At 55.8% G+C, this 26,825-nt stretch carries 17 protein-coding genes and 1 tRNA gene; 10 read left to right on the top strand and 8 right to left on the bottom strand.

Features of this window, described 5'->3' with window-relative positions; all coding sequences use genetic code 11:
- Positions 1-77: 77 nt before the first annotated feature.
- Complete coding sequence (locus V1T76_RS16955; RefSeq protein ID WP_330561827.1) at positions 78-7,100, bottom strand: cadherin domain-containing protein; 7,023 nt, start codon at positions 7,098-7,100, stop codon at positions 78-80.
- A 274-nt stretch (positions 7,101-7,374) separates the two neighbouring features.
- Between V1T76_RS16955 and V1T76_RS16950 the strand changes: the two genes are divergently transcribed.
- Positions 7,375-9,021, top strand: coding sequence for a peptidase domain-containing ABC transporter (locus V1T76_RS16950; protein WP_330561826.1), 1,647 nt, complete (start codon positions 7,375-7,377; stop codon positions 9,019-9,021).
- A complete protein-coding gene (locus V1T76_RS16945) occupies positions 9,018-11,234 on the top strand; it encodes a peptidase domain-containing ABC transporter (RefSeq protein ID WP_330561824.1) in 2,217 nt (738 codons plus the stop codon). The genes V1T76_RS16950 and V1T76_RS16945 overlap by 4 nt, the downstream gene beginning before the upstream one ends.
- Positions 11,235-11,309: 75 nt before the next feature.
- On the opposite strand, the gene V1T76_RS16940 is transcribed toward V1T76_RS16945, so the two are convergent.
- The 5 genes from V1T76_RS16940 to eutB form a co-directional block, all read right to left on the bottom strand.
- Positions 11,310-12,677: an aspartate aminotransferase family protein gene (locus V1T76_RS16940; protein ID WP_330561823.1), complete on the bottom strand. Its 1,368-nt coding sequence runs from the start codon at positions 12,675-12,677 to the stop codon at positions 11,310-11,312.
- A 32-nt stretch (positions 12,678-12,709) separates the two neighbouring features.
- A complete protein-coding gene (locus V1T76_RS16935; protein WP_330561822.1) occupies positions 12,710-14,206 on the bottom strand; it encodes an NAD-dependent succinate-semialdehyde dehydrogenase in 1,497 nt (498 codons plus the stop codon).
- 90 nt (positions 14,207-14,296) lie between these two features.
- The gene (locus tag V1T76_RS16930; protein ID WP_330561821.1) at positions 14,297-14,812 is read right to left on the bottom strand and encodes an Lrp/AsnC family transcriptional regulator; all 516 of its coding nucleotides are present in this window, start codon (positions 14,810-14,812) and stop codon (positions 14,297-14,299) included.
- A 17-nt stretch (positions 14,813-14,829) separates the two neighbouring features.
- Entirely contained in the window at positions 14,830-15,825 is a 996-nt protein-coding gene (locus V1T76_RS16925; RefSeq protein WP_330561819.1) for a cyclodeaminase, read from the bottom strand.
- Positions 15,815-16,822, bottom strand: a complete 1,008-nt coding sequence (gene eutB, locus V1T76_RS16920; RefSeq protein ID WP_330561818.1) for a hydroxyectoine utilization dehydratase EutB — start codon at positions 16,820-16,822, stop codon at positions 15,815-15,817. The genes V1T76_RS16925 and eutB overlap by 11 nt, the downstream gene beginning before the upstream one ends.
- 176 nt (positions 16,823-16,998) lie before the next feature.
- Here eutB and doeA point away from each other — a divergent pair, with 176 nt between their 5' ends.
- From doeA to V1T76_RS16905, 3 genes are read left to right on the top strand one after another with little or no spacing between them, the layout of a single operon-like run.
- Entirely contained in the window at positions 16,999-18,183 is a 1,185-nt protein-coding gene (gene doeA, locus V1T76_RS16915; RefSeq protein WP_330561817.1) for an ectoine hydrolase DoeA, read from the top strand.
- Positions 18,184-18,190: 7 nt separating this feature from the next.
- A complete protein-coding gene (gene argE / locus V1T76_RS16910; RefSeq protein ID WP_330561816.1) occupies positions 18,191-19,366 on the top strand; it encodes an acetylornithine deacetylase in 1,176 nt (391 codons plus the stop codon).
- Complete coding sequence (locus tag V1T76_RS16905; RefSeq protein WP_330561815.1) at positions 19,363-20,091, top strand: GntR family transcriptional regulator; 729 nt, start codon at positions 19,363-19,365, stop codon at positions 20,089-20,091. Before argE ends, V1T76_RS16905 begins: the two co-directional genes overlap by 4 nt.
- 220 nt (positions 20,092-20,311) lie before the next feature.
- Here the strand turns inward: V1T76_RS16905 and V1T76_RS16900 are convergent, their stop codons facing one another.
- Positions 20,312-20,812 (bottom strand): hypothetical protein, encoded by a 501-nt coding sequence (locus V1T76_RS16900; RefSeq protein ID WP_330561814.1) that lies wholly within the window; start codon positions 20,810-20,812, stop codon positions 20,312-20,314.
- A 282-nt stretch (positions 20,813-21,094) separates the two neighbouring features.
- On the opposite strand from V1T76_RS16900, the gene V1T76_RS16895 reads away from it, so the two are divergent.
- The 5 genes from V1T76_RS16895 to V1T76_RS16875 are packed head-to-tail and all read left to right on the top strand — an operon-like array spanning position 21,095 to position 26,563.
- Positions 21,095-22,921: an SARP family transcriptional regulator gene (locus V1T76_RS16895; protein ID WP_330561813.1), complete on the top strand. Its 1,827-nt coding sequence runs from the start codon at positions 21,095-21,097 to the stop codon at positions 22,919-22,921.
- A 25-nt stretch (positions 22,922-22,946) separates the two neighbouring features.
- Positions 22,947-23,363, top strand: a complete 417-nt coding sequence (locus V1T76_RS16890; protein WP_330561812.1) for a hypothetical protein — start codon at positions 22,947-22,949, stop codon at positions 23,361-23,363.
- Positions 23,364-23,414: 51 nt separating this feature from the next.
- Entirely contained in the window at positions 23,415-24,587 is a 1,173-nt protein-coding gene (locus V1T76_RS16885) for a YcaO-like family protein (RefSeq protein ID WP_330561811.1), read from the top strand.
- Complete coding sequence (locus V1T76_RS16880; RefSeq protein WP_442970140.1) at positions 24,584-25,309, top strand: TfuA-like protein; 726 nt, start codon at positions 24,584-24,586, stop codon at positions 25,307-25,309. The genes V1T76_RS16885 and V1T76_RS16880 overlap by 4 nt, the downstream gene beginning before the upstream one ends.
- A gap of 6 nt (positions 25,310-25,315) precedes the next feature.
- Positions 25,316-26,563, top strand: coding sequence for a hypothetical protein (locus V1T76_RS16875; protein WP_330561809.1), 1,248 nt, complete (start codon positions 25,316-25,318; stop codon positions 26,561-26,563).
- 71 nt (positions 26,564-26,634) lie between these two features.
- Here the strand turns inward: V1T76_RS16875 and V1T76_RS16870 are convergent.
- Positions 26,635-26,708 (bottom strand) — tRNA-Gln (locus V1T76_RS16870).
- Between the last annotated feature and the right edge of the window lie 117 nt (positions 26,709-26,825).

The following is a 26,825-nucleotide window of genomic DNA, read 5'->3' as shown; positions in this document are numbered from 1 at the left end:
CAACGCTCAAGGCAAATGAAAAACCCCGCCGTTTCCGGTGGGGCTTTTGATCAGTTGCCGCTGTCCGGTGACATCAGCTACCAGCGAATTTCCTCGACATCGCTGAAGTTCACCCGGCTGCCGTCAGCAAAGTCGATGTAACCATCGGCGTCCTGGGAAAGATCAAGCCGGCCGCCTTCGGTGTCGGTCATTTCGATCGAGCCGTTGGTGATTGTCACGGTCCAGTCCGTCTCGTATACGCCGGCAGACGTGATGCTAGGCCCGCCACCCAGATCGATGACGTCTGTCCATCCAGCCCCTGCGCCGGCGTTGATGGTGTCGCTGCCATCACCGAGGCCATACATGAAGAGGTCGGAGCCGTCGCCGCCGTTGAGGGTGTCGTTTCCGGCACCGCCAATGATCGTATCGTTGCCGGTGCCGCCGTAGATTTCGTCGTCGCCGCCACGGCCAAAGATCAGATCGTTGCCGCCGCCCCCGTCGAGAGTGTCGTTCCCGCCATTTGCACCACCGTCAATCCGGTCGTCGAAGTCACCGGTGGTGATGGTGTCGTCGCCGCCAACGCCATCAACGCTGTACGATTTGTCGGTGCCGGTGAAGGTTCCCCCGCCGTCACCGCCGGTAAACTCGCCATCATATTCCCCAGTGACCGAAATCGCGAAGGCCTGGCTCGACTGGGAGCCATCTGCAGAGGTCGCGGTAACTGTCAAGTCGATGGAGTTTTCGACCTGGCTGTCAAAAAATGCATGATCGGCAACTGTGACCACGCCATCGGCGTCAATTTCGAACCGGTCGTCACTCAGCGTATAGGTCACTGCGTCACCGTTCGGGTCTTCGGCAAAAGCCGTGATTTCGACCTGTGTGCCCGCTCCATCCAGTTCGTGGATCGTGTTGCCAAAAGAATTGGTATCGCTCACATCACCAACAGGCCTGTCGATCAACTCATCAGACTGAAGTTCACCATCGGCAAACCGATAGGTTTCCACGTTCGACACCGTATCAACACCATCCGGCGCGTCGGCGCGAAGATCCGTGATCGTGTAGCTGCCATCGTCGTTCTGGACGATGTCGTAATCTTCCCAGTTACCCGAGTATATGGCCTTGTCCGTGCCGGCGCCGCCGTCAAGCCTGTCGTTGCCAGCGCCACCGAACAGGGTGTCGTTGCCTTCACCGCCAAGGATCGTGTCGTTGCCTGCGCCAGTCCAGATGACGTCATTACCTACACCGCCGTCGACGGTCATGTCGGTGGTGTAGCTATGTTTATCACTGGTCATGTCCAGAATATCGTCACCGGCACCCAGGTTTACGTTTTCAATGCTGACAAGCCGCGGACCAGATGCCTCCGCATGCATGTCTGAGTAGGTGTCGTCCAGGAAGATCGCATCGGCCGCATCGGTGCCCTGAAGCGTGTCCGTTCCATCACCGCCCTCGAACACATCGGAGTTTATGGTCCGACCAGAAATAGAGACGGTGTCACCGGTGACGGTGTTGCGTGCAGAATAGCCGGACCATGTGCCGTCACCGCCCATCTGGAACGTGTCATCTCCGGCACCACCCTGCAGAAGGTCGGCGCCTGCGCCGCCTGTCAGTGCGTCGTTGCCAGCACCACCCTGGAGTTTGTCACTTCCGGAAGAGCCGGTGAGGGTGTCGTTGCCTTCACCACCGTTGATGGACCCGCCACTGCTGTGGGCTGTGATCGCGTCGTCGCCCGTGCCGCCCGTGATGGTGGTTTCGGCAACACCGATATCTGTGAAGGTGACGCCACCGTCGGCCAGTTGAAGGTTCTCCGCTGCATCCGACACACTCAAGGTAAAGCTTTCACTGGAGCTGGAGCCGTCCGTGGACGTGGCAGTCACGGTGATGCTGATCTGAGGCTCGCTCTCGTAATCGAAGCTTGCACCAGCTGCCACGCGAACGGTTCCATCGGCATCCACCGTGAAACGGGCATCGTCGACAGTGTAAGAGACCGTATCTGAAGTGTTTTCGTCATCAGCGAATGCCGTGATACCGACAGTCGAGCCTTCTTCCGCATTCTCAAAAATGGTATTCGAGGCTGTGTCGGTATCAGAGACGGCGGAAATATCTTTCGCGACAAGATCGCCCGCCAGAATATCACCGTCGGCGAAGCGGAACGTTTCTACGTTGATGACGGTATCGGTTCCCTCTGAGCCATCGGTGCGGGTGTCGACAACAGTGTAGGAACCGTCTGCATTATCGGTGATGTCATAATCGGACCGGTTCCCGGAATAGATCACCGTATCCGTGCCGCTGCCGCCGTCGATACTATCGTCGCCAGACCCGCCTTTCAGGATGTCGTTGCCGTCTCCGCCGTCCAGCGTATCGTTTCCAGCGTCGCCATAAAGCTTGTCGTTCCCGGCATCACCCTGGAGCGTATCGTCGTCATTTTCTCCATGCAGAGTATCGTTGCCGGAACCGCCGATCAGCGTGTCGTTCCCGCTTCCGCCGTACATGGTATCGTTGCCGTCGCCGCCATCCAGGTAGTTGTCACCCGTATTCGGCTGCGTGCCGCGTTCGTCGTCGATGAAATCGTCACCGGCGCCACCATAGACCACATCAGCACCTTCTCCGAAGAGGATCGTGTCGTTGCCAGCACCGCCATAAATCGTGTCGTCCCCGGCTCCACTATAGATGGTGCTGCCGTCATCATGGGCTGTGATGGTGTCCGCGCTGTCGTTGCCGGTAATCGATGTCTCGGCAACGCCCGTGTCGGTAAAGGTCGTCTGTCCTTCGGCAAGCTGATAGGATTCAGCCACGTCGGCTACCGAGAGTGTAAAGGTTTCCTGAGACGTGGACCCGTCTGATGATGTCGCTGTAACGGTAAGATCGATCGTCGGCTCGCTCTCATAATCGAAAGCTGCACCAGCAGCGACCGTGATCACCCCATCTGCGCCAACGGTGAACCTGTCATCGGAAACCGTATAGGAAACCGTGTCGGTTGCATCTTCGTCCGTTGCCTGAACGGTGATGCCGACAGTGCTGCCTTCAGCGGCATCTTCCGCAAAGCTGTTTGCCGCGGCATCAACGTCGGTAACAGCGGAGACTGCGGTTTCATTCACGTCGGAAACGGCAATCGTGAAGGTCTCTTCGGATACCGAGCCGTCTGTGGAGATCGCGGTGACAACAATATCGATTGAGCCTTCAGTCTCGGCATCGAAACTCGCGCCTTCGGCAACACGGATTACACCATTTTCGTCCACGTTGAAGCGGTTGTCGTTGACGGAATAGGAAACCGTGTCACTGACGTCAGCATCGCTAGCAAGCGCCGTTATGCCGACCTGCGTGCCTGCCGTTGCATCTTCTGCAATTTCATTGGCGGCAGCGTCGGTATCGGACACACTGGAGACGTCATACTCATCAAAATCGGAGACAGAAACAGTGAATGTCTCGCTCGAGGTTGAACCATCGGTGGACGTCGCAGTCACGGTAATGTCGATTGAGCCTTCAGTCTCGGCATCGAAGCTTGCACCATTTGCAATCCGAACCACTCCATTTTCATCGATGGTGAACCGACTATCGTTGACCGAATAGGAAACGGTGTCACTTGCATCGGCATCAGTTGCCTGGGCTGTAACGCCGACTTGCGTCCCGGCAGCATCTTCTTCCGAAATCGAGTTGTCGGTGCTGTCCGTATCGGTGACGTCCGAGACCGCAGTCTCGTTTACATCCGCTACCCTGATCGTGAAGGTTTCGGAGGATGTGGATCCGTCGGAAGAAGTGGCGGTCACGACAACGTCGATGGATCCCTCGGTTTCCGCGTCGAAGCTTGCTCCATCCGCGACACGCACGACACCGTTTGTATCTACGGTGAAACGGTCATCGTCTACGGAATAGCTCACTGTCGCGGTTACATCGGCGTCGCTGGCGTGCGCGGTGATGCCGACGTCTGTTCCAGCCTTCGCATCTTCCGAAATCGTGTTTGCGGCAGCATCTGTGTCCGAAACCGCAGAGACGTCGTATTCATCGACATCAGAAACAGAAATGGTGAAGGTTTCCTGAGACGTGGAACCATCGGTCGAAGTGGCCGTGACCACAATATCGATAGAGCCCTCCGTCTCTGCGTCGAAAATCGCACCATCTGCAACGCGCACGACACCGTTTTCGTCAACCACGAAGCGATCGTCGTCGACCGTATAGGAGACTGTATCGGACGCGTTTTTATCGTCCGCAAAGGCGGTAACACCGACGGTTGTGCCCGCTGCCGCGTCTTCGGAAACGGTATTTTGACCCCTGTCTCTGTCGGTAACGCCCGTAATATCCTGCGCGATCAAATCGCCTGCAAGAATATCGCCGTCGGCAAATCGAAAATTCTCGACATTGACGACCGTGTCCGTACCGTCTGGAGAGCCGGACCTGTTGTCTGTAACCGTGAATATGCCCTCGCTCTCGGTAATCGTATAATCTGCAAAATTACCGCTAAAGACAGCCGTATCCGTGCCAAGACCACCATCGATCGTATCGTCGCCCGCACCGCCGGTGAGAATGTCGTCGCCCGGAATGACCGTAGCGGTACTTACAAAATCGGAGGTGAACAGATCTTCGGCCGCGCCGCCCGGAGGCGTAACCGTTGCCTCGAGCACCTCCTTGCCCTGGTTCTCCCAAACCTTGACGACAATCGTATAGATCTCGCCCGGCTCAAGATCGACGTCAGCCCAACGGGTTGTCGCGGACTGGTGATAATCGTTGTCCAGATAGTCGGTCTGGCTGTCATTCTGGTTGGTGAAGGTCAGCCGGTTGCCATATGCGTCAAAGATCTCGATTGTCGATCCATCGTCCGACCGCGTGGAAAACCGGTAGGTGCCGCCGTCGGCTGCGGTGAAATTGGACGTCAGGATAACGCCAAAGTCCTCTGGATTGTCGGAAGAACCGCGCGCCTGCTGAACAACTGTGTCCAGATCGAACGCATCTGTCGTTCCCTCGTCGATCAGCGTTCCGGACGATATGTCGCCCGTCTGGCCTGCTTCACCACTGAAGTTATGATCGTATACCTGGTAGTGCCAGGTGCCGGAAACAGGCGCATTTTCACCAAAGATCGTGTCGTTTCCAGCACCGCCTTCTATCGTGTCATCACCTTCACCACCAGCCAGCGTATCGGCAGCGTCATTTCCGGAAATGGTATCGTTGCCCGCCGCGCCATCAACGGTGCCGCCGCCCGCATGCACTATGATGGCATCGTCACCGGATCCACCGGTGATGCTGGTTTCCGCAACAGAAATGTCCGTGAAACTCTGACCACCATCTTCGAGTTGATAATCCTCGGCGACATCGGTTACGGACACGGAAAAGGCTTCCGAGGACGTGGAGCCGTCCGTAGACGTCGCCGTAACTGTCAAGGTGATGTTGGGCTCGCTTTCAAAATCGAACGACGCTCCATCGGCCACGCGGACGACGCCGTTTTCATCAACGGTAAAGCGTGTGTCATCGACGGAATAGGAGACCGTATCCGTAATGTCGCTGTCGGTGGCGAGAACGGTGATGCCGACTTGCGTTCCGGCAGAAGCATTTTCGGCAATCGAATTTGCCGATGTATCCTTATCGCTCACCGGTGTGACAACGCCTTCGTTGGCGTCGGATACGGCAATCGTGAATGTCTCTGTTGAACTCGAGCCATCGGTGGACGTGGCCGTCACGATGATCTTGATGGAACCTTCGGTTTCCGCATCAAAGCTCGCGCCGTCGGCAACGCGAACCACACCATTTTCATCGACAGTGAAGCGGGCATCATCGACAGAGTAGGTGACTGTGTCTGTAATGTCCTTGTCTTCTGCAAAAGCAGTGACACCAACACTTGTGCCGGCTGCCGCATCTTCAGAAACTGTGTTGGCCGATGTGTCTACGTCCTGAACTGCCGTCGTTGCGAATTCGTTTTCGTCAGCAACTGCCAAAGTGAAAGTCTGTGTGGACTGTGAACCGTCAGTCGATGTGGCCGTGACAGTGAAGGAAACAGTCGCTTCAGTTTCAGCGTCAAAGACAGCATCTTCGGCAATGCTGACCACTCCCTTGTCGTCAATCACAAACCGCGGGTCATCGACGGAGTAGGTGACGCTGTCCGTCACATCCTTGTCCGTCGCAACGACGGTAATACCGGTCTGACTGCCGCCAGCCAAACCTTCCGAGATTGTATCCGTCGCCGCTCCGACCGTTTCGATCGCGCTGACGTCATACTCGTTCACGTCACGGATCGCGATTGTAAAGGTTTCGGTTTGGGTTGCGCCATCGGAGCCTGTCGCAAGCACGACAATCTGGTGACTTCCGGTGGTTTCAGCGTCGAGTGCGCCGGCGACAGAGACGATACCCGTCTCCGGGTCGATAGAAAAAAGCCCGCCTGCATCATCGAGAAGACTGTAGACAACACTTGCGCCTTCCGCAGTGCTCGCGTTTGCCCGGATGCCTGTCGCGGAACCGGCAGCGGAATTCTCGTCGACCGTGTTTTCACTTTCATCAATATCCGTGACTGCGGACAGGTCTGACGTGATAACGCCAGTCGCAGCAATCGGACTATTGTCGCCGCCTTCACCGGAAGTGGCTGCATAAGCCGCCATGCTATTTTGCGTGCTGAACGATCCGTCAGACTGATCTGAAAAAGCGCTTCCGACGAAGGTCTGGTCCGGCCCTGTGTCCAAAGAAGAGGCGAGGCTCGCCGACGTGCCGTTACTGACCTGCGTGCCGCCACTGACCGGAGCACCGTCATCGCCAAAGCCGGAGGACTCTTGGGGAAGGTCGACAAGTGTCGCAAATTGATCCGCGTTCGTGTTTGCAGTTTCGCCGTCTTCTTCAGAAGTGAATTCCAGAGGGTCGTTTTCGAAACCGAAACCCTGCGCACCGGAAGAAGGATCATCCGCTTCGCCGTAGCGCTGCTCGTCCTCCTTACTCCCGAGATGCAGGTTGGCGTTCACCTGCTCCATGGACTCGCCCATGTCCTGGTCGAGATGGTAGTCGTGCACCTTGTCGAGAGACGGGTCCCGATTATCGAGAAGTCCCGAATGCAGAATGCTGTCGGAATTCAGTGTCGTCCTGGATTCCGTCGTGCCGTCTTTTGCATCGACTTTATTCTGGGTGTTTCGATTTTGAGTGTCGCTTGCCATTCCGGTCGCACGTCCGCACAATTTCCGATACTGTCAATGAACGGCGGCGTCCTTAACAAAGCGCAAAATTGCACATAGAATCTGAAAGTTAGTTCTAATAAAATTCGGGAAACACGGCGTAAGGTAAACGCTTTTTAAACCCGATCGGCACAGTTTGAGTGAGTAGATTCACCACTCTGGCCTTCATATGCTGAAACCGGTTTTTTCATCGTTCTTTTTGCCGCGTCTGAGAATTCGGCATTCTCCGTCCGGTAACTGGATCTCTTCGCCCGGTTTGCCGCGCGACGTCATTGTCGCATCCGTGTTTGCCAACATCATGGGCCTGGCGCTGCCCTTGGCAATTCTTCAGGTATATGACCGCGTTCTGCCGAACGCCTCCACGGACACGCTTCTGGTGCTTGTTCTTGGCGTCATTGTTTTTTTGATCACCGATGCTGCCATCAAGGTCTCAAGGAGCGCGGTTGTCGGCAGGCTAGGGGCCGGCTTCAACCATCAGGCACACATGGAGCTTTTTCGCAGGGTGCTCGGTGCGGAACCTTCTCAGTTTGCCAGCACGCCGGTGTCCGTTCAGGTACACAAACTGCGTTCGCTGCAATCGGTTGCCGATCACTACGGCGACCAGAGCCGCCTGTTGGCAATCGACTTGCCGGCAGGAGGTATCTTTCTGGCGGTGCTGGTTTTCATTGCCGGGCCGCTGGCTCTCGTTCCGGTGGCCTTGTTGGGCGTCTTCATGCTGTTCGCGCTGAACAGGAACAAGGTCCTGCAAAAGGTCGTCGCCGACCGGGCAGACCAGGACGACCGTAAATCCGATTTCATTCTCGAAGTGTTGTCTGGAGCGAAGACGGTCAAATCCCAGGCGATGGAAGCATTGATCATGCGCCGCTTCGAGCGGCTGCAACGCGTAACGGCCGAACTCAGTTCCAAATACATGCGGCTGTCAGGGCAGGCACGGGACGCATCGGCTCTCTTCGGCACTCTCACCACAATCTTTGTCGTCATCTTCGGTGCATTGATGACCATCTACGGCAACTTCAGTGTGGGGGGCGTTGCAGCCAGCACCTTGTTGTCCGGTCAATTCGTGCAGCCTTTTCTGCGCGCGATCAATCAACTCACCGACATGCAGCGCCTGAAGCACGATTACAGCCAGGTCAGCTCGCTGTTCGAACTGGCGGAAGTCGCTCCGCAGGAGCCTTTGAGTGTCGAGACCGATGGATCCATTCACCTGGTCAACGTTTCGGTCGCGCTCGATGAAGGCCGCCGCCCGGTGTTCGAAGATATCAACCTGACGATAGAATCCGGACAATTTGTCGGGTTCCGTGGGGCTGACGGCAGCGGCAAGTCTAGTCTCATGAAATTGTTGACCTGTGAAATCACGCCAACGTCCGGCAAGGTGATGATCGGGGGGCATGACTACGAAGGCATCCACCAGCACGCTCTGCGCAAGACGGTTGCCTACGTCGACAATCAGTCTTCCGTTTTCAACGGAACGATCCTCGAAAACATCACCATGTTCGGGGCGGTTTCCGACATCGCTCATGCGCGCATGGCGGCAAGCCTGATTGGACTTGAAAAAGAAATCCACCTTTTGCCACGTGGTTATGAAACACAGCTAGGCTCGGACCTGGGCGGCAAGGTTCCTGCCTCAACCCTGCAGCGCATCTGCATTGCCAGGGCTCTTGCGGGTGAGCCGAAGATCCTCATTTTGGACGAAGCGAATGCGCAACTGGATCAACAGGCCGAAAAGGCACTTGTCGAAGCGCTGATCCGTCTCAAAGGCTACCTGACGGTGATCATCATCAGCCACCGGCCTTCGATGCTGGCGGTCGCAGATCACCAATTCGAACTCAGGGACGGCTGTCTTCATGATCTCGGGTCCGTGAATGTCACCGGCGCACCTCAAAGAATGGGGATGCCGGCATGAGCAGGCCGCTGTTCAATCTTGAAGACATTCAAAGCGCCGACAATGCCGTGCACAGGCAGTGGCGCGATCTTTCGGCAGAACTGGCGGCGGACGGCAGTTCACCTGGCCATTTGGGGCTACCGGACGAAGGTGCGGCTCCTGCCGAACGATGCCTGATCCCACTCCTGCGCGAAATGCGCTGGCAGGGTAATGACCGGCTGTTGTTCGAAGCGTTGCCGCATTTCGATCGGATCGAAACCTTCCAGGCGTTGCGCACCGTACTCAGCCGGCTGACAGTCAAGACAACACCGTTCCATGGCGGCGCCGGAGAACTGACCCAGGCGCATTTGCCCTGTCTGCGTGTCACTGGTGACGATATTCAGGTACTCGTCACGAAAACTGAAAACGGGGAGTTTCGGGCGTATTCCGGACGGCAGGGTGCGGCGGTCATTGTTCCTGCCGCGGACATTCTGAAAACCGAGATCTATCTCGCTCTGGAAGACACTGACGAACACAGCCAGGTGCAGAACAACCGAAGCTGGTTCTCCACCGTGACCAGACGGTTCCGGACAAGCATTGTTTCCATCTTGGCTCTTGGGTTTATTCTGAACATCCTCGCCCTGGCACCGCCATTGTTCATCATGGCGATCTACGACAAGGCGATAGGTGCAAAATCGACCGAAGTTCTTCTGACGATGGCTGTCGGAATTGCAATCATCCTTCTTTGCGAAACCGCACTGCGGCGGATGAAAACATGGCTGCAATCCTATCTGGGTGGACGGATCGACGCGATTGTCGGCAACAAGACCTTTGAACGGATCCTCCATCTGCCGTACGCGATGTTGTCCGAAGCCCCAATTGGCACACAGGTCATGCGGCTGCGCTATTTCGACAGCGTGCGCGATATCTTTCAAAGCTCGCTGTTCAACGCGATCGTCGATATTCCTTTCACGCTGATCTTCATTGTCGCGATCTTTCTGATCGGCGGACCGGTTGCGCTGCCTCCACTGGCCTTGCTGGGGATTTACACGCTCCTGGCCGTTTATGTTTTGCCCAAAGTGCAAAGCGAAGTTGCGGCCGTTGGCGAGCAGAAGTCGAAGCTGAACAGTTTCATGATTGAAACCTTCCGCAATCAGCGTGCACTCAGAAACCTGTCGGTGGAAGAAACCTGGCTGGAGCGGTTTTCCGGTCTCTCCACCAACTTCAACAAGCTGAATATTCATGCGCGGCTGATCACGCATGTTCTGCAAACCCTTTCGCAGACCCTGATGACCATTTGTGGCGTTCTGGTTCTGGGGATCGGGGCAATGCGTGCCATGGAAGGGGAAATGAGTCTGGGGGCCCTGATCGCCACCATGGCGCTGAGCTGGCGCGTACTCAACCCGATGAACCAGGCGTTCCTGAGCGTCACCCAGCTCGCGCAGAGCCGCGCAGTAATCGAGCAGATCAACAATCTGATGCAGGTACAGCTCGAGCGTGAGCCGGGTCACTTGCCCAAGATCACGCGAGACATTCGCGGCGACCTGAAAATGTCGTCACTCGTGCTCAGATATCCAGGTGCAACAGAGGCTTCGCTAAAAGGCGTTGAGCTGACTGTGAAGGAAGGGGAAACCGTCGCTGTTACAGGCCCCAGCGGATCAGGCAAGACAGCGCTGTTTCAGGCAATCATCGGTCTGTTCCAGCCGCAGGTCGGATCCATCCTGTTTGACGGTCTGGACGTGCGCCAACTGGACACGGCCGAGTGGCGGTCCTCTATCGGCTACGCGCCAGACGATCTCGATTTTTTCTACGGCACCGTGAAACAGAATTTGCTGATGTCCGAACCGGCCGCAAGCGATGAGCGGTTAATCGAGATCACCGGCAGGCTCGGATTGCTGTCTTACCTGGAAGAAAATTTCAATGGACTGGAAACGCGTCTCAATGGCGAGGTGTTGAAGCAGATCCCGGACAACATGAAACAACGCATCGTGTTGGCCCGCGCCTTCGTGAAGATCGCGCCGCTGTACCTGTTCGACAACCCGGGAACGCATCTCGATTTTGAGGGCGACAAGAAGTTCATGGCGATGATCGAAGACCTCAAGGGCAAGGCGACCATCCTCATCAATACGCAGCGGCCAAGTCATATGAAGATGGCAAACCGCGTGGTCGTACTCAAAGGTGGCCAGATTGCGATGATGGGTCCGCCGGACCAGGTCGTACCGGTCCTGATGGGGCAGACCGCGAAAGCCGGATAAGAGAGATTCGATCGCAGGCATCAAAAAGCCCGCCGGGTTAATCCGGCGGGCTTTGTCGTGCGGACGAGTCAGGTCTTAAAAAACAGACTTCACCGCTTTCGCGGCTGCATCGACTACCTTGTCGATTTCACCTTGAGAAATGCACAGGGGAGGGGCAAACCCGAGGATATCACCCTGCGGCATGGCCCGGCCAATGACGCCTTCCTTCAACAGCGTCGCAGCGACCTGCGGCCCGGTTTTGCTTGCCGGGTCGAGATAGGTTCTGCTGGATTTGTCGGCAACGAATTCGACAGCGCACAAAAGACCGTCGCCGCGGATATCACCAACGTTTGCATGATCGCCAAGTGCATCCGTGAGAGCTTTCTTGAAGTAGGCACCCACAGACTTGGCGTTGGCGACCAGGCCCAGACTATCGATAAGCTTGAGATTGGCGACGCCGGCCGCAGCCCCGATCGGGTGCGCGGAATATGTCCAGCCATGGCCGATGGCGCCGAATTCATCGGTTCCATCCTCCAGCACCTTCCAGACCTTGTCGGAAATGATGGAGCCGGACAGGGGCGCATAGGCAGACGTCAGGCCCTTTGCGATGGTGATGAAGTCCGGCTTGATTCCGTAGTGGGTCGAACCGAACATGGAACCAAGACGGCCGAATCCGGACACGACTTCATCTGCAATCAGAAGAATGTCGTGTTTTGTGAGCACGGCTTGAATTGCTTCCCAATATCCGGCCGGTGGTGGTACGATCCCGCCTGTTCCAAGAGCTGGTTCGCCAATGAAGGCGGCAATCGTGTCAGCACCTTCCCGTTCGATCAGAGCCTCGAGATCGGCAACGCAATAGGCGACGAAATCAGCTTCGGACAGGGAAAGATCTTCCCGGCGGAAATAGTCGGGCGCGACCGTGTGCAGAACCTGCGACAGCGGCAGATCGAACTTCTTGTGAAACAGTTCAAGACCGGTCAAGGAACCCGTCATCAGCCCGGAACCGTGATAACCGCGCCAGCGAGAGATGATCTTCTTCTTTTCCGGACGGCCAAGAATGTTGTTGTAGTACCAGACAAGCTTGATGTTGGTTTCATTGGCATCTGACCCGCCAAGGCCGAAATAGACCTTGGACATGTGATCGGGCGCCCGATCCATCACCATCTTTGCAAGTGTGATGGAGGCTTCGGTGCCATGTCCGACATAGGCGTGATAATAGGCCAGCTCGCGCGCCTGCTCGGCAATTGCATCGGCAATTTCCGACCGACCATAGCCGACGTTGACGCAGTAAAGTCCGGCAAAGGCATCCAGAAGCTTTGTGCCGTCACGGTCTTCGATGTAGACACCGCTGCCACCGGTCACGATCCTGTTCGGACTTTCTCCGCGGGCATGTTGGGCGAGATGGGTCGAGGGATGAAAGAAGTTTTCCCGGTCCCAGGCATCCAGTTGGTCGTTCTTGAGCATATTCAAGTCCTTCTAATGTTGGCGTGGCCAGGTCAACTCCAGTCCCGGCAGACGTATTTGATTTCGGTAAAGGCCTCCAGACCGTAGCGAGCTCCTTCGCGGCCGAGACCGGATTGTTTGACGCCTCCGAAGGGGATCGGATAGCCGGTCACCTTTGTGCGGTTGACGGCAACCATGCCGTACTGAAGCGCTCGGCTGGCCCGGTAGATACGACGCGGGTTCTGGGTGTGGAGATAGGCAATAAGCCCATATTCGGTGTCGTTTGCCCGGGCGAGGACTTCTTCTTCCGTATCGAAGGCCGCAACCGCGGCAACAGGGCCAAACGTCTCCTCCCGGAAAATCGCCGCATCTGCAGGCACGTCGGCAAGCACCGTCGGTTCAAAAAACAAGGGGCCGGCCGGGTGACGGTGCCCACCGGTCAGGAGACGGGCGCCGCGGGCAAGTGCATCCCGCACATGGTGTTCCTGCTTGGCAATGGCCCGTTCATGCATCAACGGACCGATATCCGGATCCTCAAGCCCTGGCCCTACTGACAACGCTTCAACACGTTTGGTGAACGCCGCGCAAAACGCTTTATAGACTGGTCTTTCAATCAGAATGCGATTGGCTGCGAGACAATCCTGGCCGGAGGTCGCGAATTTTGCTGCGATTGCCTGATCGACTGCGTGATCCAGATCGGAATCGGCAAACACAAGGAATGGGGCATGACCGCCGAGCTCCAGCACAAGGCGCTTCACCGTCTCGGCCCCTTGCGAATAAAGAAGCTTGCCAATCTCTGTCGATCCTGTGAAGGAGACGGCCCTGACGCGAGGATCCGACATCCAGGGCTTCACAATGTCGCTGGCTTTGCCTGGGATCACGTTGAATACGCCCGCCGGAAGACCGGCCTGGTCGGCCAGTTCGGCAAGAGCAAGAGCGGAATAAGGAGTTTCCTGGGACGGATGGACTACCACCGTACAGCCCGCCGCCAGTGCAGCCGCTGCCTTTCGTGTGATCATCGCGCAGGGAAAGTTCCAGGGCGTGATCAATGCAGCAATGCCAACAGGTTCGCGCCAGACCTCCATCTCCGCGTCTGGAAGATGCGAAGTGATGCTCTCAATATTCGGGCGCTTGGCTTCTTCCGCATAAAACGAGACGAAGGAGGCCGCATAATCGATCTCTCCCCGGGACTCCGACAGCGGTTTGCCCTGTTCACGCGTCATGAGGCTGGCGAGATCTTCTTGGTTTTCGAGGATCAGAGCATGCCATGCCATCAGGTAAGTGGCTCTTTCCTGCGGCAGCAAGGCGGACCATTTCGAAAAGGCACTATCCGCCGCATCAACGGCGTCAGCAGATTCTTCGCGTGAGAGAGCAGTCACTTCACCGAGAAGACTTCCGTCCGCGGGGTCCGTTACCTGAAACACCTCGCCGCTGCGAGAGGCTACCCAACGACCTCCGGCATAGGCGAAATGCCTGACCAGATGGCGATTGTCGATCTGGTGAAAAAGCGAGCTCTCAAGAGCTGTCTCGGCAAGTGGCAGGGTCTGCATGGTGTCGCTCTCCAAGGTGGTGAGCAAACTTTAGAATTGTGCACGGGAACGAAACGCCTCTTCTGAGAAGGCATTACAGTTGTTTCGTTCTTATTCGGAGTGATCCGGCGATACATCCGTTCCCAGCATGCCGGTGAGCAACAAATCGAGAGAAGGTGAGGCGTTCTGCTTGACCGGTTTGGTGACCACATAGGTGAAGTAGCGCACAACGCCGAGGCCACGGTCGAGTAGGGCATCCATGAAGCGTTGGTAGCTGTCGATATCGCGTGTAACGGTTTGCATAAGGTAGTCGAGACCGCCCCCGATGGCCCAACAGGCAACGACTTCCTCACAGCTCCGGATTGCCCGCTCGAAGGCTTGAAAGTACTCGGCGCGGTGGTGTTCCAGCTCAACCGTCACGAAAACGGTGACGTGCGGTGCGATGTTTCGGAGAGAAAGACGGGCGCCATAACCTTCAATGATACCGGCTGCCTCCAGCCGTTCCAGGCGTTTCCAGCAAGGGCTGGGGCTGAGGTTGATGCGCTTGGCAAGATCGGCTTTTGAAATGCGCCCTTCTTCTGCGAGAACTTTGAGAATTTCGAGGTCTCTATTGTCCAGTTTCAGCATGCAGATCTCTTGCCGGTTCAGGAAACGAGCGTAGTGCCCGCATTCGATTTCTTGACCTTGCCAAGTGTAAGCGTTGCAATGGCCGTATCCTGAACGCCGGTGCCGGTCAAATCGCAGACGGTAATATCAGTTTCCTGGCGTCTGCCGGCGGTACTGCCCGTAACGACATCTCCCAGTTCGAGCACAGAGCTTGTATCCTGCAAAGCCCGGTATTCAAGGGCCGACCGCAGTTCGCCAAGTTTTTCGCATTGGCTGATCCGGTCGCAGACAACAGCGTCCGCCCGGCCCAGAATTTGCGGGTCAAGTTCGTTCTTGTCTTCCTGGTCGGAGCCCATGGCCGTGATATGCAGGCCGGGATGAAGACAATCTGCGCTCAGGATCGCCTCTTTCGCCGGTGTTGTTGTCACAACAAGCTGGCTGTCGGCAACAAGCTGCATCCGGTCTTCGACAGCGGCAACATTCATTCCAAGAAAAGCCGTCATTTCCGTAGCCAACTGCTTGGCCTTGTCCCGATCACGTCCCCAGATCAGTGCTCTTTGTGCCGGCCGCACCTTTGCGGCTGCAATCAATTGCAATCTTGCCTGAACACCGGTGCCCAGAATCCCGATTGTCGAGACTTCCGTGGGTGCCAGATGACGAGCGGCAACCGCTCCGGCGGCGGCCGTTCGGATGTCTGTCAGATAACCGTTGTCCAGAAAGATGGCCTGCACGAGGCCTGTCTTAGCGGACAACAGCACCATCAAACCGTTTAGACTGGATAACCCCAGCGCCGGATTGTTGAAGAAACCGGGAGAGACTTTGATCGCAAATCCATCAAGTCCGGGCACAAAGGCGGTTTTCACATCGACGTCCGCGTTTTCCTCCGGCAAGGCCATCGAGAGCACCGGTGGCATGACCACCGTACCGGTTGAAAGTTTTGCGAAAGCCTCTTCGATGCAGTTGATGACTTCCAGATCCATGTGAACGGACCGGCGCAAATCCGCTTCGTTTACCAGTCTAATTTCATGCGCCATAACGCTTTCCCTTTACCAAATAGCCATCAAGCGGCACGTCCTGACCTGTCATGATTTTCGTAAACTGGGTCATGTCGACGTTCCGCCCGGTGATGATTGTCGCAACTGGGCCTTTCAGACCGGGGAGCTTCCCGGCAAGACACGCAGCAATGCCGACGACACAAGCCCCTTCGGCAACGTGGTTGTCTTCGAAATAGAGCGTCTGCATCGCCCGGTAGATCTCCTCTTCGCTTACCAGAACGATTTCATCGAGAAGATCCCGGCACATGGCGAAGGACAGCCTGTTTTCCAGTCCGATGCCGCCACCCAGCGAATCTGCAAGGCTCGCCACCTCCAGAACTTCCACGGGATGCCCGGTATCTATGGAGGCTTTCATGGCGGCACCCCGGTCCATCGTAAGGCCAACAATACGGATCGACGGATTGATGGACTTTGCCGCGAGCGCAACACCGGCGGCAAGCCCTCCGCCTGATAGGGGAATCAGGAGCGTGCCGAGGTTTGGAAGGTCTTCGAGGATTTCAAGACCAATGGTTCCTTGACCCGCGATTACATAAGGATCATCAAACGGTGAAATTTCGAATACGCCGGGTGATTTCGCGAGCGCCTGGCAGTCGGCGAGAGCGTCATCCTGACTGTTGCCGACGATTCGCGTTTCGGCGCCCAAAGCCCTGATGCCTTCCAATTTGGTTCGCGGCACCAGTGACGACATGCAGATAACAGCTTTCATACCAAGCTGCCTTGCTGCGAAAGCAACCCCGCGCCCATGATTGCCAGTGGAACAGCAGGTGAGGGTGTGGGTTCCTTCGGGCGCATTCAATGCGGCATTCGTGGCACCGCGCAGCTTGAAGGCGCCTGTCGGCTGCATCGTTTCCATCTTTAGAAAAAACGGCTGACCCGACTGCTCAGACATAAACCTTGAAGGCAGCAAGGGGGTCCTGATGACTTCGCCGGCGATGGCTTTTCGCGCTTCAAGAATGTCCGCAAGCGATAACTGCATCGACCGTCTCCAGGCCCGTTTGGTGCCGAAAATGCCTCCCGCAAAGGAGGAGTATTGACTACTTGTGTACAAATGAACCTCTTCGCGCAAGAGCTGTCATCTTGAATTGCTTATTTTCTTGATTTTTGAAATCGCTGGGTTCTTATTTGTGTACAAATAAACGACGAGGCCCAATCATGCCAGGTCATGACCTTCCTTTCAGCGATGCCGAGTACCAGCGCCGTCTCAACCTTGTCCGTAAAGACATGGTCAAACGGGGCATAGATGTCCTGTTTCTTGAGGACCCTTCCAACATGGCCTGGACCACAGGCTATGACGGCTGGTCTTTCTATGTGCATCAGGGGGTCGTTGTCTTTCTGGACGAAGAACCGATCTGGTGGGGGCGCCGGCAGGATGCCAACGGCGCTCGCCGCACTGTCTGGATGGATGACGCGCGTGTTGCCTCTTACGCCGATCACTTCATTCAGTCGTCCGAACGCCATCCCATGCAGGACCTTGCCCGGCTGCTGGAATCCAAAGGTTATGCGAACAGGAAAATCGGCGTCGAACTGGAGAACTACTACTTTTCGGCCAAGGCATTCCTGACGCTGCAGCACGAACTGCCCAACGCTGAGTTCATCGATGCCACGAGCATGGTCAACTGGTTGAGAGCGGTCAAATCGGATGAGGAACTGGTCTTCATGCGCAAGGCGGCCAGGATCTCCGAGAAGATCATGGACGGCGTCTTCCATCGGGTTGCCCCGGGTATGCGTAAGGCCGATTTGGTCGCGGAAATCTATGCCGACGCCATTCGTGGTCTGGACGATGCCTGGGGAGACTACCCGGCCATTGTGCCGCTCCTGCCGAGTGGCGCGGATGCATCTGCACCGCACCTGACATGGGACGGACGTTTCATGCAGGAGGGAGAAGCGACATTCTTCGAACTTTCCGGCTGTTTCCGCCGTTATCACGCTCCTCTGTGCCGAACTGTTTTTCTCGGAAAGCCGGAGCAATATCTTCTCGACGCAGAAAAGGCTTTGGTTGAGGGCCTGGAGGCTGGTCTCGACACTGCAAGAGCCGGCAACACCGCAGGTGACATCGCGCGGGCATTGGCGAAACCGCTTGAAGCGGCAGGTATCGAGCGTGGCGCGCGGGCAGGGTACCCGATCGGCATTTCCTATCCTCCCGATTGGGGGGAGCGTACGATTTCCATTCGTGAGGAAGATACCACCGTCCTGAAACCTGGCATGACATTTCACTTCATGCCGGGACTATGGATGGATGGCTGGGGCCTGGAAATCACCGAGAGCATCCTCATCAAGGAAAACGGGCGTGCGGAATGTCTATGCAACAGACCTCGAGAATTGTTCGTGAAGTCCTGAGATAGAAATGCGCTCAGACCTGTTGAACCGGACAATTTCGATTCTGGATCGCCTGATTGGTTTCCCGACCGTCTCCGCAGACAGCAATCTCGAACTGATCAGCTTTTCGGCGACCTTGCTTCGTGAAGCAGGTGCAAAGGTGACGGTATCAAGGGATGCTACAGGCAGAAAAGCCAATCTCTTCGCCACGATCGGCCCGGATATTTCCGGCGGGGTCGTTTTGTCGGGCCACACGGATGTCGTTCCTGCCGACCCGACCGAATGGACCTGTAACCCTTTCCAGATGCGGGAAGAGAACGGGTTGCTTTACGGGCGCGGCACTTGCGACATGAAGGGCTACATCGCTGCCGTTCTCGCCAAGTCTCAGGATTACGCCCTGCTTGATCTGAAGCGACCTCTGCACGTTGCCCTGACCTATGACGAGGAAGTCGGGTGCTTTGGTGCGCGGCATCTGGTTGAAGAGCTACAGCAAAGTGCCATCCGACCATCCGTAGCGATTATCGGTGAACCGACTGAAATGCGGGTCATTGAAGGCCACAAAGGCTGTTACGAATACACAACCGCCTTCCACGGCACGGATGGACATGCCTCGGAACCGGACAAGGGTGTCAACGCCATTCACGTTGCCGCCGCCTATATTTCCCGCATGCTGGAACTGGCCGAGACCATGAAGGCCAAAACCGGCCCGGACAGCGAACGTTATACCCCTCCCTGGACAACGCTTCAGGTTGGCCGGATCGATGGTGGTTCTGCGCGCAACGTCATAGCCCGGCATTGCGCCGTCGAATGGGAAATGCGCCCGGTGCGTACGGAAGATGCGCTCCAGATAAAGGCCGCACTTGAGGCCTACAGCCGGGATGTCCTGTTGCCACAGATGACATCCGTTTATCCGGACGCGGAAATTGTGACTGAAATCATTGGCGAAGTGGCGGGGCTGGCGGTGATGCCGCAAAACGAAGCGCGGGATATTGTCACTTCGCTGACCGGCGCGAATCTAAGCGATGTCGTCTCTTTCGGCACGGAGGCAGGTTTGTTCCAGGCGCTCGGGCTATCGGTCGTGGTCTGCGGCCCCGGTTCCATTACCCAGGCTCACAAGCCGGATGAATTTCTGGCCGTCGAACAGCTCGACAAGTGCCTTGCCATGCTTACGGGCCTGGAAAAAACCCTGTTGCAGTCCCCATGACCAATCAGGATGTAACCGCGTCGTCAGACGTAGCAGACCTGCTGAGCCAGGCGGCAAGTGCGCAGGAACGGTTCCAGATCATGTATTCGGTCCTGAGAGACAGGATCTGCATGCTGGTCTATCCGCCTGGAACGCAATTGAGCGAAGAAACGCTGGCGTCCGAATTTGGAATCAGCCGCTCCCCCTTGCGAAAGGCATTGCAGATCCTGGAAGCAGATGGACTTCTGTTATCGCAGCAGGGTGTCGGTACTCTGGTGACAGAGGTCGACCTTCAGGAGCTGACACAAGTCTATGAACTCAGACTGGAATTGAACGAGTTGACGGGCAAGCTCTGTCCGCGTCCTCTTGATCGGGAACTGGCGGTCCTGTTCAACGGCCTCAAGCTAAGGGCCGAAAGACTGAGCGCTGCGCCGGACAGGACAGTCTTTGCCCGCCTCAACATTGATTTCTTTCATGCCTTCCAGCAATTGACCCTGAACGTCCCCCTCCAGGACGTTTCGGAGAAACTCTTTTACAAGACCTGTCGCATCTGGCTGACGCTGATACCAGAAGAGGATTTGCAGAAGGAGGTTGCCATTTTCTGTGGTGAAATCCTGGAGATCGCGAATGCTGTACGCCTTGGCGATTTTCAGGCTGCGGCACTGATACGACGAGCCCATCTCTCCATGGGGTTCAACCGACTGAAAACCGCCACGCAACACGGCGCCGACGCGAAGGCTGTCTAGCAGAACCATTTTTCTGGTCCGCGGAGCAAGACTGGAACGAATAAGACCGCTCCCGAAAGCGATTGTGGTGGGATACAATCATGTGCTTCCGGGAGCGGCCTGGGCTATCAAAGAAGATGAACGAACTTCTTTGAATTCGAAAAAGATTCAATAACCTCAAATTAATCCAGTCTACTTCGCTTCTAATATCTTACGTACTTACAAAAGTTCTAAAAGAATCTCAGTGTCTCTTCGATATCTTAGTCAATCTTCGGACTGTTGAAGTCGTAACCTTACAGTCGGATTCTATATTTCTTTGAACATATTTTCCCTTTTCGAGGGAGTATTCTAAAAAGACACAAAGCTCATTCGCATGGGCAACAAGCACTCTGTGACCTGACACGACCGTATCGGTCACCTCCAAATCCTGCCCCCAGGCCCAGCCCCCATAAGACGTTCCACCACTCGATCTGAGAACAATTTCAAAAAAATTGCCTCCATCGCTTTCGGGCATTTTGAAAACGAGGTCCAAATTGTCCTCGTCATCTTTCGTAGGCTCTCCTGCGCCGAGCCAGACGGAGCTGATAGTCGCGGAGACCAAATCGCCAAAAGGATAGAAAGGGGTGCCTTCGTACCAAAGAAACTCCGTAATAACGGAACCGATATCGTTAGCTTTCTCGAATGGTCGAACATTATCTCCGTATGCTGCGTAGTTCCTCCTGAAGGAGATCTTACCAGACATGAATGGCTTCCTTACTATCTGATACTACGAAGTTTTTTGCTTTTGACCGCGAAGCGTGATCACCCTTCGTCCCGCCGGCAAAGCTACAGTCACAATAGAGCCGTCACACCAGCGTGACTCGCGAATGGGAGTGGTATTCTTCTGTGCGGGGAACTGTGTTAGAAAAAATTACAAGGGGGTATAGTGATGAATAAAAGTAGTTCAGGCTCTAATATTCGACTACTTGGCGTTCCGTCAGTGTATTATTCACGGAATACCCCGTTCCCTGCCAAGGGATACGCATTGCTTGCAGTATTACTCCTGGTTCCAGGCAACGAACTTGCTCGCCAGAAAGTTGCGGCATTGCTTTGGGAAGATGTTTCTCAATCCAGAGCCATGGCAAATCTCAGGCAGTTGCTGGTGAGAGTTCAAAGCCGTCAACCCGAAGCCGGGCCGCTCATTGAAACGACTCAGACGAGAATCAGCCTGGGCCCTGGGGCACAAAGCTCCGATCTGGCCGCCTTCCTTTCCTCATGCAACGCAACTGATCTCGACGGCATGATGGCCGGCATTGAACAGTTCAGCGGCGAGCTGCTTGACGGAATGGAATTCGAGGGTGAGCAACTCAATCTGTGGCTTTTGACCGAACGCGCGAGCCTCAGGGAAAAACTGTTCAACAGAGCAGCGACCGCGCTTGAGGAAACGACGCGCTTCGGTGCTGATCGCGGCGGCAACATTGCAAAGATCGCCGACAGGCTCCTGGCCTTCGAGCCAGACAGCCCTGAGTGCTACCGGATCATTTCGAAAGCTTATGGCCGGTGCGGCGACCAGGATGGTGTTGACCGTATCGACCGGTTGATGAATTCGGTTCTCAATCCGTCCTTGCCAGGCGTTTCAGGCAATACCGGCGCAAAGCCGGCCGTGCAGGCGATGAGCGTGCCTGCAAGTGTCAAGCCGGTAGAGCAGCGTGCGGCTCCCCAGAAAGCTCCGGTGCCACGGGTCGCTTTTTCCGCACCACGCCATATCGATCAACATCCGGACGTCCAGCTCGCGGAAGCATTTGTCGAGGACGTCGCCAACAGCTTCTCCAGGTTCAAGACCTTTGTTGTGGTGTCACCTTTCAGCACGATGCGTGACTTTCGTGGTGGCAACATCAGCAAATGGGAAAAAATCCGGTCCAACTACTCCGTTCAGAGTTTCCTGCTGCCCGGTAGCCAGAGGATTTCATTCACTGTCCTGGACGATGGTACGGGTGAGATAATCTGGTCCGCTGAATATTCCATGGAACCGGATGATCTCCATTATACGTTCCGGCTGCTTGCAAAAACCGTAGCGGCCAATCTTGCCCAGCAGATCGAGCGTCAGATGCTCGATTCCGGGCGGGCAATCAATTCCCAAAGCTATCTGCACGTCTTGAGAGGCCAGAATCTTATCAAGACCTGCAATCTCAGCATGATCCGCAGGGCCCGGAAGGAATTCCGACAGGGACTGACCTACGACAAGGATCTGTCGATCGCCCGCGCGCGCATCGCTCAGACAATGCAACTTGAATGGCTGCTACTCGGGGGAACGGATCCGCACCTTCTTCACCGGGCAAAGGCAGAAGCTGATGCAGCCATCGAGATCGATTCCTCTGCTGGTATCGGGTACTGGATGGCGGCAGTTATCGCCCTCTATCAGCGGGATTACACGACATCGGAAGCCAAATTCCAGGAAGCCGAGACATTGAGCCCGAACTCGTCGGATCTGCTCATTCAGCACGCAGACGCGCTTGCTCATTTCGGCAAACCCAAGGAAGCCTGGAAACGCTTCAAGCACGCTATCGACCTTAATCCCCTCGCGCCGGATATCTACTGGTGGGCGGGTGCAAGCATTGCCTTCAAGCTGGCGGATTACGCCGAAGCGGTAAGGCTCTGCAAGCAAATGGAGGATGAGGAACCGGCACTGCGTGTGCTGACCGCAAGCCTCGCCCTCGATGGCCAGATAGACACTGCAAGACAATATGCGCGCCGTCTGATGGATGTTTATCCCGGGATGACCGCACAAGAAATTGTTCGCTTCCAACCAGACAAGAATCCCGAGAACAACAGGATTTTTCTGGAAGGTTTGAAACTCGCTGGCTTCGACTAACACATTCTTTCAACAGGAGAAAATTATGGCTCAATCATCATTTTACGTCATCGGCAAACGCGGCCACGGTGTTGTTTTTCTCAGAATGGACCCGCTGCGCGTATCACGGGTCTCTCATGAGACAATCATGACGTATGAACAGCAAAATGCCGGTGTGGACGGGTATGCCAAGATCGCTGCCGCCGCCCGCGTTCTGTTTGCCGAAAGTGACGGAAATCCGGAAACCAGCCTCAGCCAGGTCGAGTCGGAAGGTATCTACCAGGCCATCAAGCAGGGCAGCACCATTTCCGATGTCGATTTTGCCTTCCTGACCGATGTCGACGACAGCGATTGGGATCTCAACAGACTGAGCTGGGCACCGATCCAGGACCCGGTTTCGAAAACCGGTTCCGGAGCCACCAATTCCGAATCGCTTCAGGACGCAGTGCTGTCGGATGATTGATCCGTTAGCCGTCGATACTGGCAAGTCATAACGCTACAGGAGGTATTCGTTGTGCAATCCGATCCTTTCTCTCCGCAATTCCTGCGCAGCTTCGGCATTACCAGATTGGGTGAGATCACCGGACTGGACACGATCGGTATACCGGTCTGGTTCGCTACCAGACCGAATTCCCGGTCTCTTTCCATTTCGCAAGGAAAGGGCGTAACGGACGATCAGGCGAAGATTTCGGCAGTCATGGAAGCCGTTGAATGTGCCGTCGCGGAACAGCCGCGGCAGCACGTCACGAAATTCGCGACGATTGAAGACATGGCGCGCCAGCAGCGAAGTGTCATTCCCTTCTTCGATGTAGCCCGGGTCAATCCACACCAGCTTGATCCGACACGCCAGCGCGCCTGGGTTCCAGGAACATCCCTGATTTCAGGGCAGGAGCGTTTCGCGCCTTACGAGCTCGTGGGAATGGATATGCGAAGCGACATGCCCTGGGACAGGGATGCGTTCCGCATGACGTCTCAAGGCTTGGCAGCCCATTTCTCGATCGACAAGGCAATCGAACACGCTTTGCTCGAACTGGTGGAGCATGACGCATCGAGCCTGGTCGACACCTTCGGCCTGTTCGGCAACAACATCCGCGAAGTTACCGATTACAAAGGTGTAAAGGCGGATCTCGATGCCATACTCGACAAGGTGGCTCAGGCTGGCCTCGATCTTCATGTCTACGCTCTGCCGGGCCGCGTTAAGCTGCCTGTGATCGCAGCCGTGATATCGCGGCAGGTAAATGGTCCAATGGGTGTCATTTCACGCGCTCCCGCCGGAATTGCCTGCCGAACCAATGTTGCGGATGCCATTCTTGCCGCCTTGTTGGAAGCCGTGCAATCGCGCCTCACCGACATTGCCGGCGCCCGCGATGATCTTTCGATGGAACGTTTCCAGCAGTCGAAAGACGGTGTGAGCAAGAACCAGCCACCACTCGTTTCTCTTGCACAGCTTGAGGCCGAGTTACAGCCGGCCAAACAAACGTCTTCAATGTGTTGGCAGGATATTCTGAAACTGATGCAGGCCGCAGGCATCGAAGATGCCTACCTGTTCCCGCTGAAGTCTCCGGTTCAGGATGTTCACGTCGTCAGAACGATCGTCACAGGCCTGGATGCACATGCAGGCGGCTTTTCGGAAATGTCCATGAATTCAATCTTGCTGACGACGGAAGTGCTGAGCACTGCATGCTGAAACCTGTCGTTTTCGCTGGACCGAGCATTCACGGCCTGCCTGCTGATTTTGCTCGCGGCCTGGACGTTCGTCCGCCTGCTGCGCGTGGTGACATCCTGCGTGCAGCAGGGGAGGGACGAACCGTCATCGGACTGATTGACGGCTATTTCAACTCGACCCCGTCCGTTTGGCACAAGGAGATCCTGTTTGCCCTGCAGGCGGGATGCAGCCTCTTTGGCGCTGCCAGCATGGGCGCGCTTCGGGCAGCCGAATGTTCAGCGTTCGGGATGGTGGGCATCGGGGCGATTTTCGAAGACTATCACGCCGGAAGACGCTTGTCCGACGCGGACGTGGCCGTGACCCATGCACCTGCGGAACTGGGCTTTTGCCCGCTAACGCTGGCCCTGGTGGATGCGGAAGCAACGCTCGCTGCTGCTCTTCATCAAGATTTAATCTGTGAAAGCATGCACGGCAAATTGCTTCGTGCTGCAACCGATCTGCATTTCACAAGGCGCACCTGGTCGCAGGTCCTCAGTGACGCGGATCTTTCCGGAAATGACCGCACTCAATTCGTGGAATGCCTGCCTGAGTTTGAGCAGAGCGTGAAACGACAGGACGCGGAATTGCTTTTACGCACCCTCAAAGAAAACATCGAACCCGAGATCTACGATGGTCAGAACAGTTGGAAACTTCAGAACACTTTGTTTCTCAAGTCTCTTGAAAAAGACGTTTTCGGCAGGTGACGGCCTATGAAAATGGAGAGCGTAACAGCAAGTACCACATGGACGATCGTACCGGATTGTGGCGGCTTGATTGACAAGATCGCGATCTCACTCCCCAACAAGGTGTTTGAATCTGAAAATCCCCACGCGGAGAAAATTCTTACCGCGATAGGGAATTTACTGGGGGCCATGCCGTCGAACGTTTCAATCCTGGTCTTTACGGACGCCAGCAACGAAGCGGCTGCGCAAGACTGGTTCAAACTGCAAACCTCATGCCCTCACGAGATTATCCTGGCGGGCGACGTTCCATTGCAAAGTGCCGATATCTGGACGCAGGATTCGTTCCTTGTTCAAACACGCGGCAGCGATTTGCGGTTGGCCGCCCCCAAAAGCGACTGGCCGAATGGACTCTTGCCATCGCTGCTCGCAGATCACCTATCTGTTGCCTGCAACGATCTGCCACTCTTCCTGCCAGGGGGGGACCAGATTGTCGGAGAGGATTTTCGCCTTATCGGACAAACAAGCCGGTTGAGATCGGCAGCGACAAAATATGGCGGCGATGGAACACTGCTCGAGGCAGACAGACGCATCAGCCAACTCGATTACAGGCCTGTCTGTTATTGGGGATACCGCAGAAGCGATCTCACCAGAAATCCCTCGTCCTACTGGGGAAGAGAACGCTCCGATAACGAGACAATCTCTGCTTCCGAAGAGAAAAAAGATCTGCTTCTCTCACAGATAGTTCTGCAAAGCGCTTCGCAGTTGACACGGATTCGGCCGGATCTGGTAACCAGAATCGAACGGTGCGAAAGCCATGTCGACAGATATGTCTCGCCAACAGGACTGCGGCGCAACGGCAAGAACCTGCTCCTGCTAGCAGATCCCGTTGCCGTGACCCCTGAAGCGGAAAGCAAGGCAAAAAGGGAAAAAAGGCTCCTTGATGTCTCAGAGTATTGGTTGAGAGAGCAGGGATTCGAGATCATCCGTAACCCTGTCCCTTTTGCCACCGATGTGAAAAACGCAATCCGTCCGCGCCTTTACAACAATATTCTGCTGGAAAATGCGGTTCGTGATGGCAATGGCAAACCGATCATGTGGCTACCGTGCTTCGGCGAAGACGAACGTTTCACGGATTACGATACGGAAAATGCCAGACTCTGGATGGACCTCGGCTTCGAACCAAAACAGGTCTACGGATGGGAAAGCCTCGCCCACGCAAACGGCGCGCTCCGCTGCTCTTCCAAGGTCATCAGCCGGGTTCCTGGGACTGCCTGACGATGAGCAGGGTAGGCATCGAAGCTAGTTCGCTTCCATGACCAATTTGCATAAATTTTCTTGGAAAAAGTTGGCTGGGGAACCTGGATTCGAACCAGGACTAACGGAGTCAGAGTCCGTGGGTCTACCGTTAACCTATTCCCCAACACTGCTCATCAAATGAGCTGCCAATCGATCGGTAGTGAACGAGAAGGGTGTCTCGCTCCCGATTGGTGTGCCGCATATACATCTATCACATCGGCGATTGCAAGACCTACCTCGG

The sequence above is a fragment of the Roseibium sp. FZY0029 genome, from assembly GCF_036350355.1.
GTDB lineage: Bacteria > Pseudomonadota > Alphaproteobacteria > Rhizobiales > Stappiaceae > Roseibium.
Note: the sequence above shows the minus strand (reverse complement) of the source record. Positions and strands in the feature narration are given on the sequence as shown.

What these genes read in the sequence shown, in the direction of transcription:
- V1T76_RS16900 (WP_330561814.1), bottom strand. Translation starts at nt 20,812, where the DNA reads ATGTCTGGTAAGATCTCCTTCAGGAGGAACTACGCAGCATACGGAGAT.
- V1T76_RS16905 (WP_330561815.1), top strand. Translation starts at nt 19,363, where the DNA reads ATGACCAATCAGGATGTAACCGCGTCGTCAGACGTAGCAGACCTGCTG.
- argE (WP_330561816.1), top strand. Translation starts at nt 18,191, where the DNA reads ATGCGCTCAGACCTGTTGAACCGGACAATTTCGATTCTGGATCGCCTG.
- V1T76_RS16925 (WP_330561819.1), bottom strand. Translation starts at nt 15,825, where the DNA reads ATGGCGCATGAAATTAGACTGGTAAACGAAGCGGATTTGCGCCGGTCC.
- V1T76_RS16930 (WP_330561821.1), bottom strand. Translation starts at nt 14,812, where the DNA reads ATGCTGAAACTGGACAATAGAGACCTCGAAATTCTCAAAGTTCTCGCA.
- V1T76_RS16955 (WP_330561827.1), bottom strand. Translation starts at nt 7,100, where the DNA reads ATGGCAAGCGACACTCAAAATCGAAACACCCAGAATAAAGTCGATGCA.
- doeA (WP_330561817.1), top strand. Translation starts at nt 16,999, where the DNA reads ATGCCAGGTCATGACCTTCCTTTCAGCGATGCCGAGTACCAGCGCCGT.
- V1T76_RS16875 (WP_330561809.1), top strand. Translation starts at nt 25,316, where the DNA reads ATGAAAATGGAGAGCGTAACAGCAAGTACCACATGGACGATCGTACCG.
- V1T76_RS16945 (WP_330561824.1), top strand. Translation starts at nt 9,018, where the DNA reads ATGAGCAGGCCGCTGTTCAATCTTGAAGACATTCAAAGCGCCGACAAT.
- eutB (WP_330561818.1), bottom strand. Translation starts at nt 16,822, where the DNA reads ATGCAGTTATCGCTTGCGGACATTCTTGAAGCGCGAAAAGCCATCGCC.
- V1T76_RS16935 (WP_330561822.1), bottom strand. Translation starts at nt 14,206, where the DNA reads ATGCAGACCCTGCCACTTGCCGAGACAGCTCTTGAGAGCTCGCTTTTT.
- V1T76_RS16940 (WP_330561823.1), bottom strand. Translation starts at nt 12,677, where the DNA reads ATGCTCAAGAACGACCAACTGGATGCCTGGGACCGGGAAAACTTCTTT.
- V1T76_RS16890 (WP_330561812.1), top strand. Translation starts at nt 22,947, where the DNA reads ATGGCTCAATCATCATTTTACGTCATCGGCAAACGCGGCCACGGTGTT.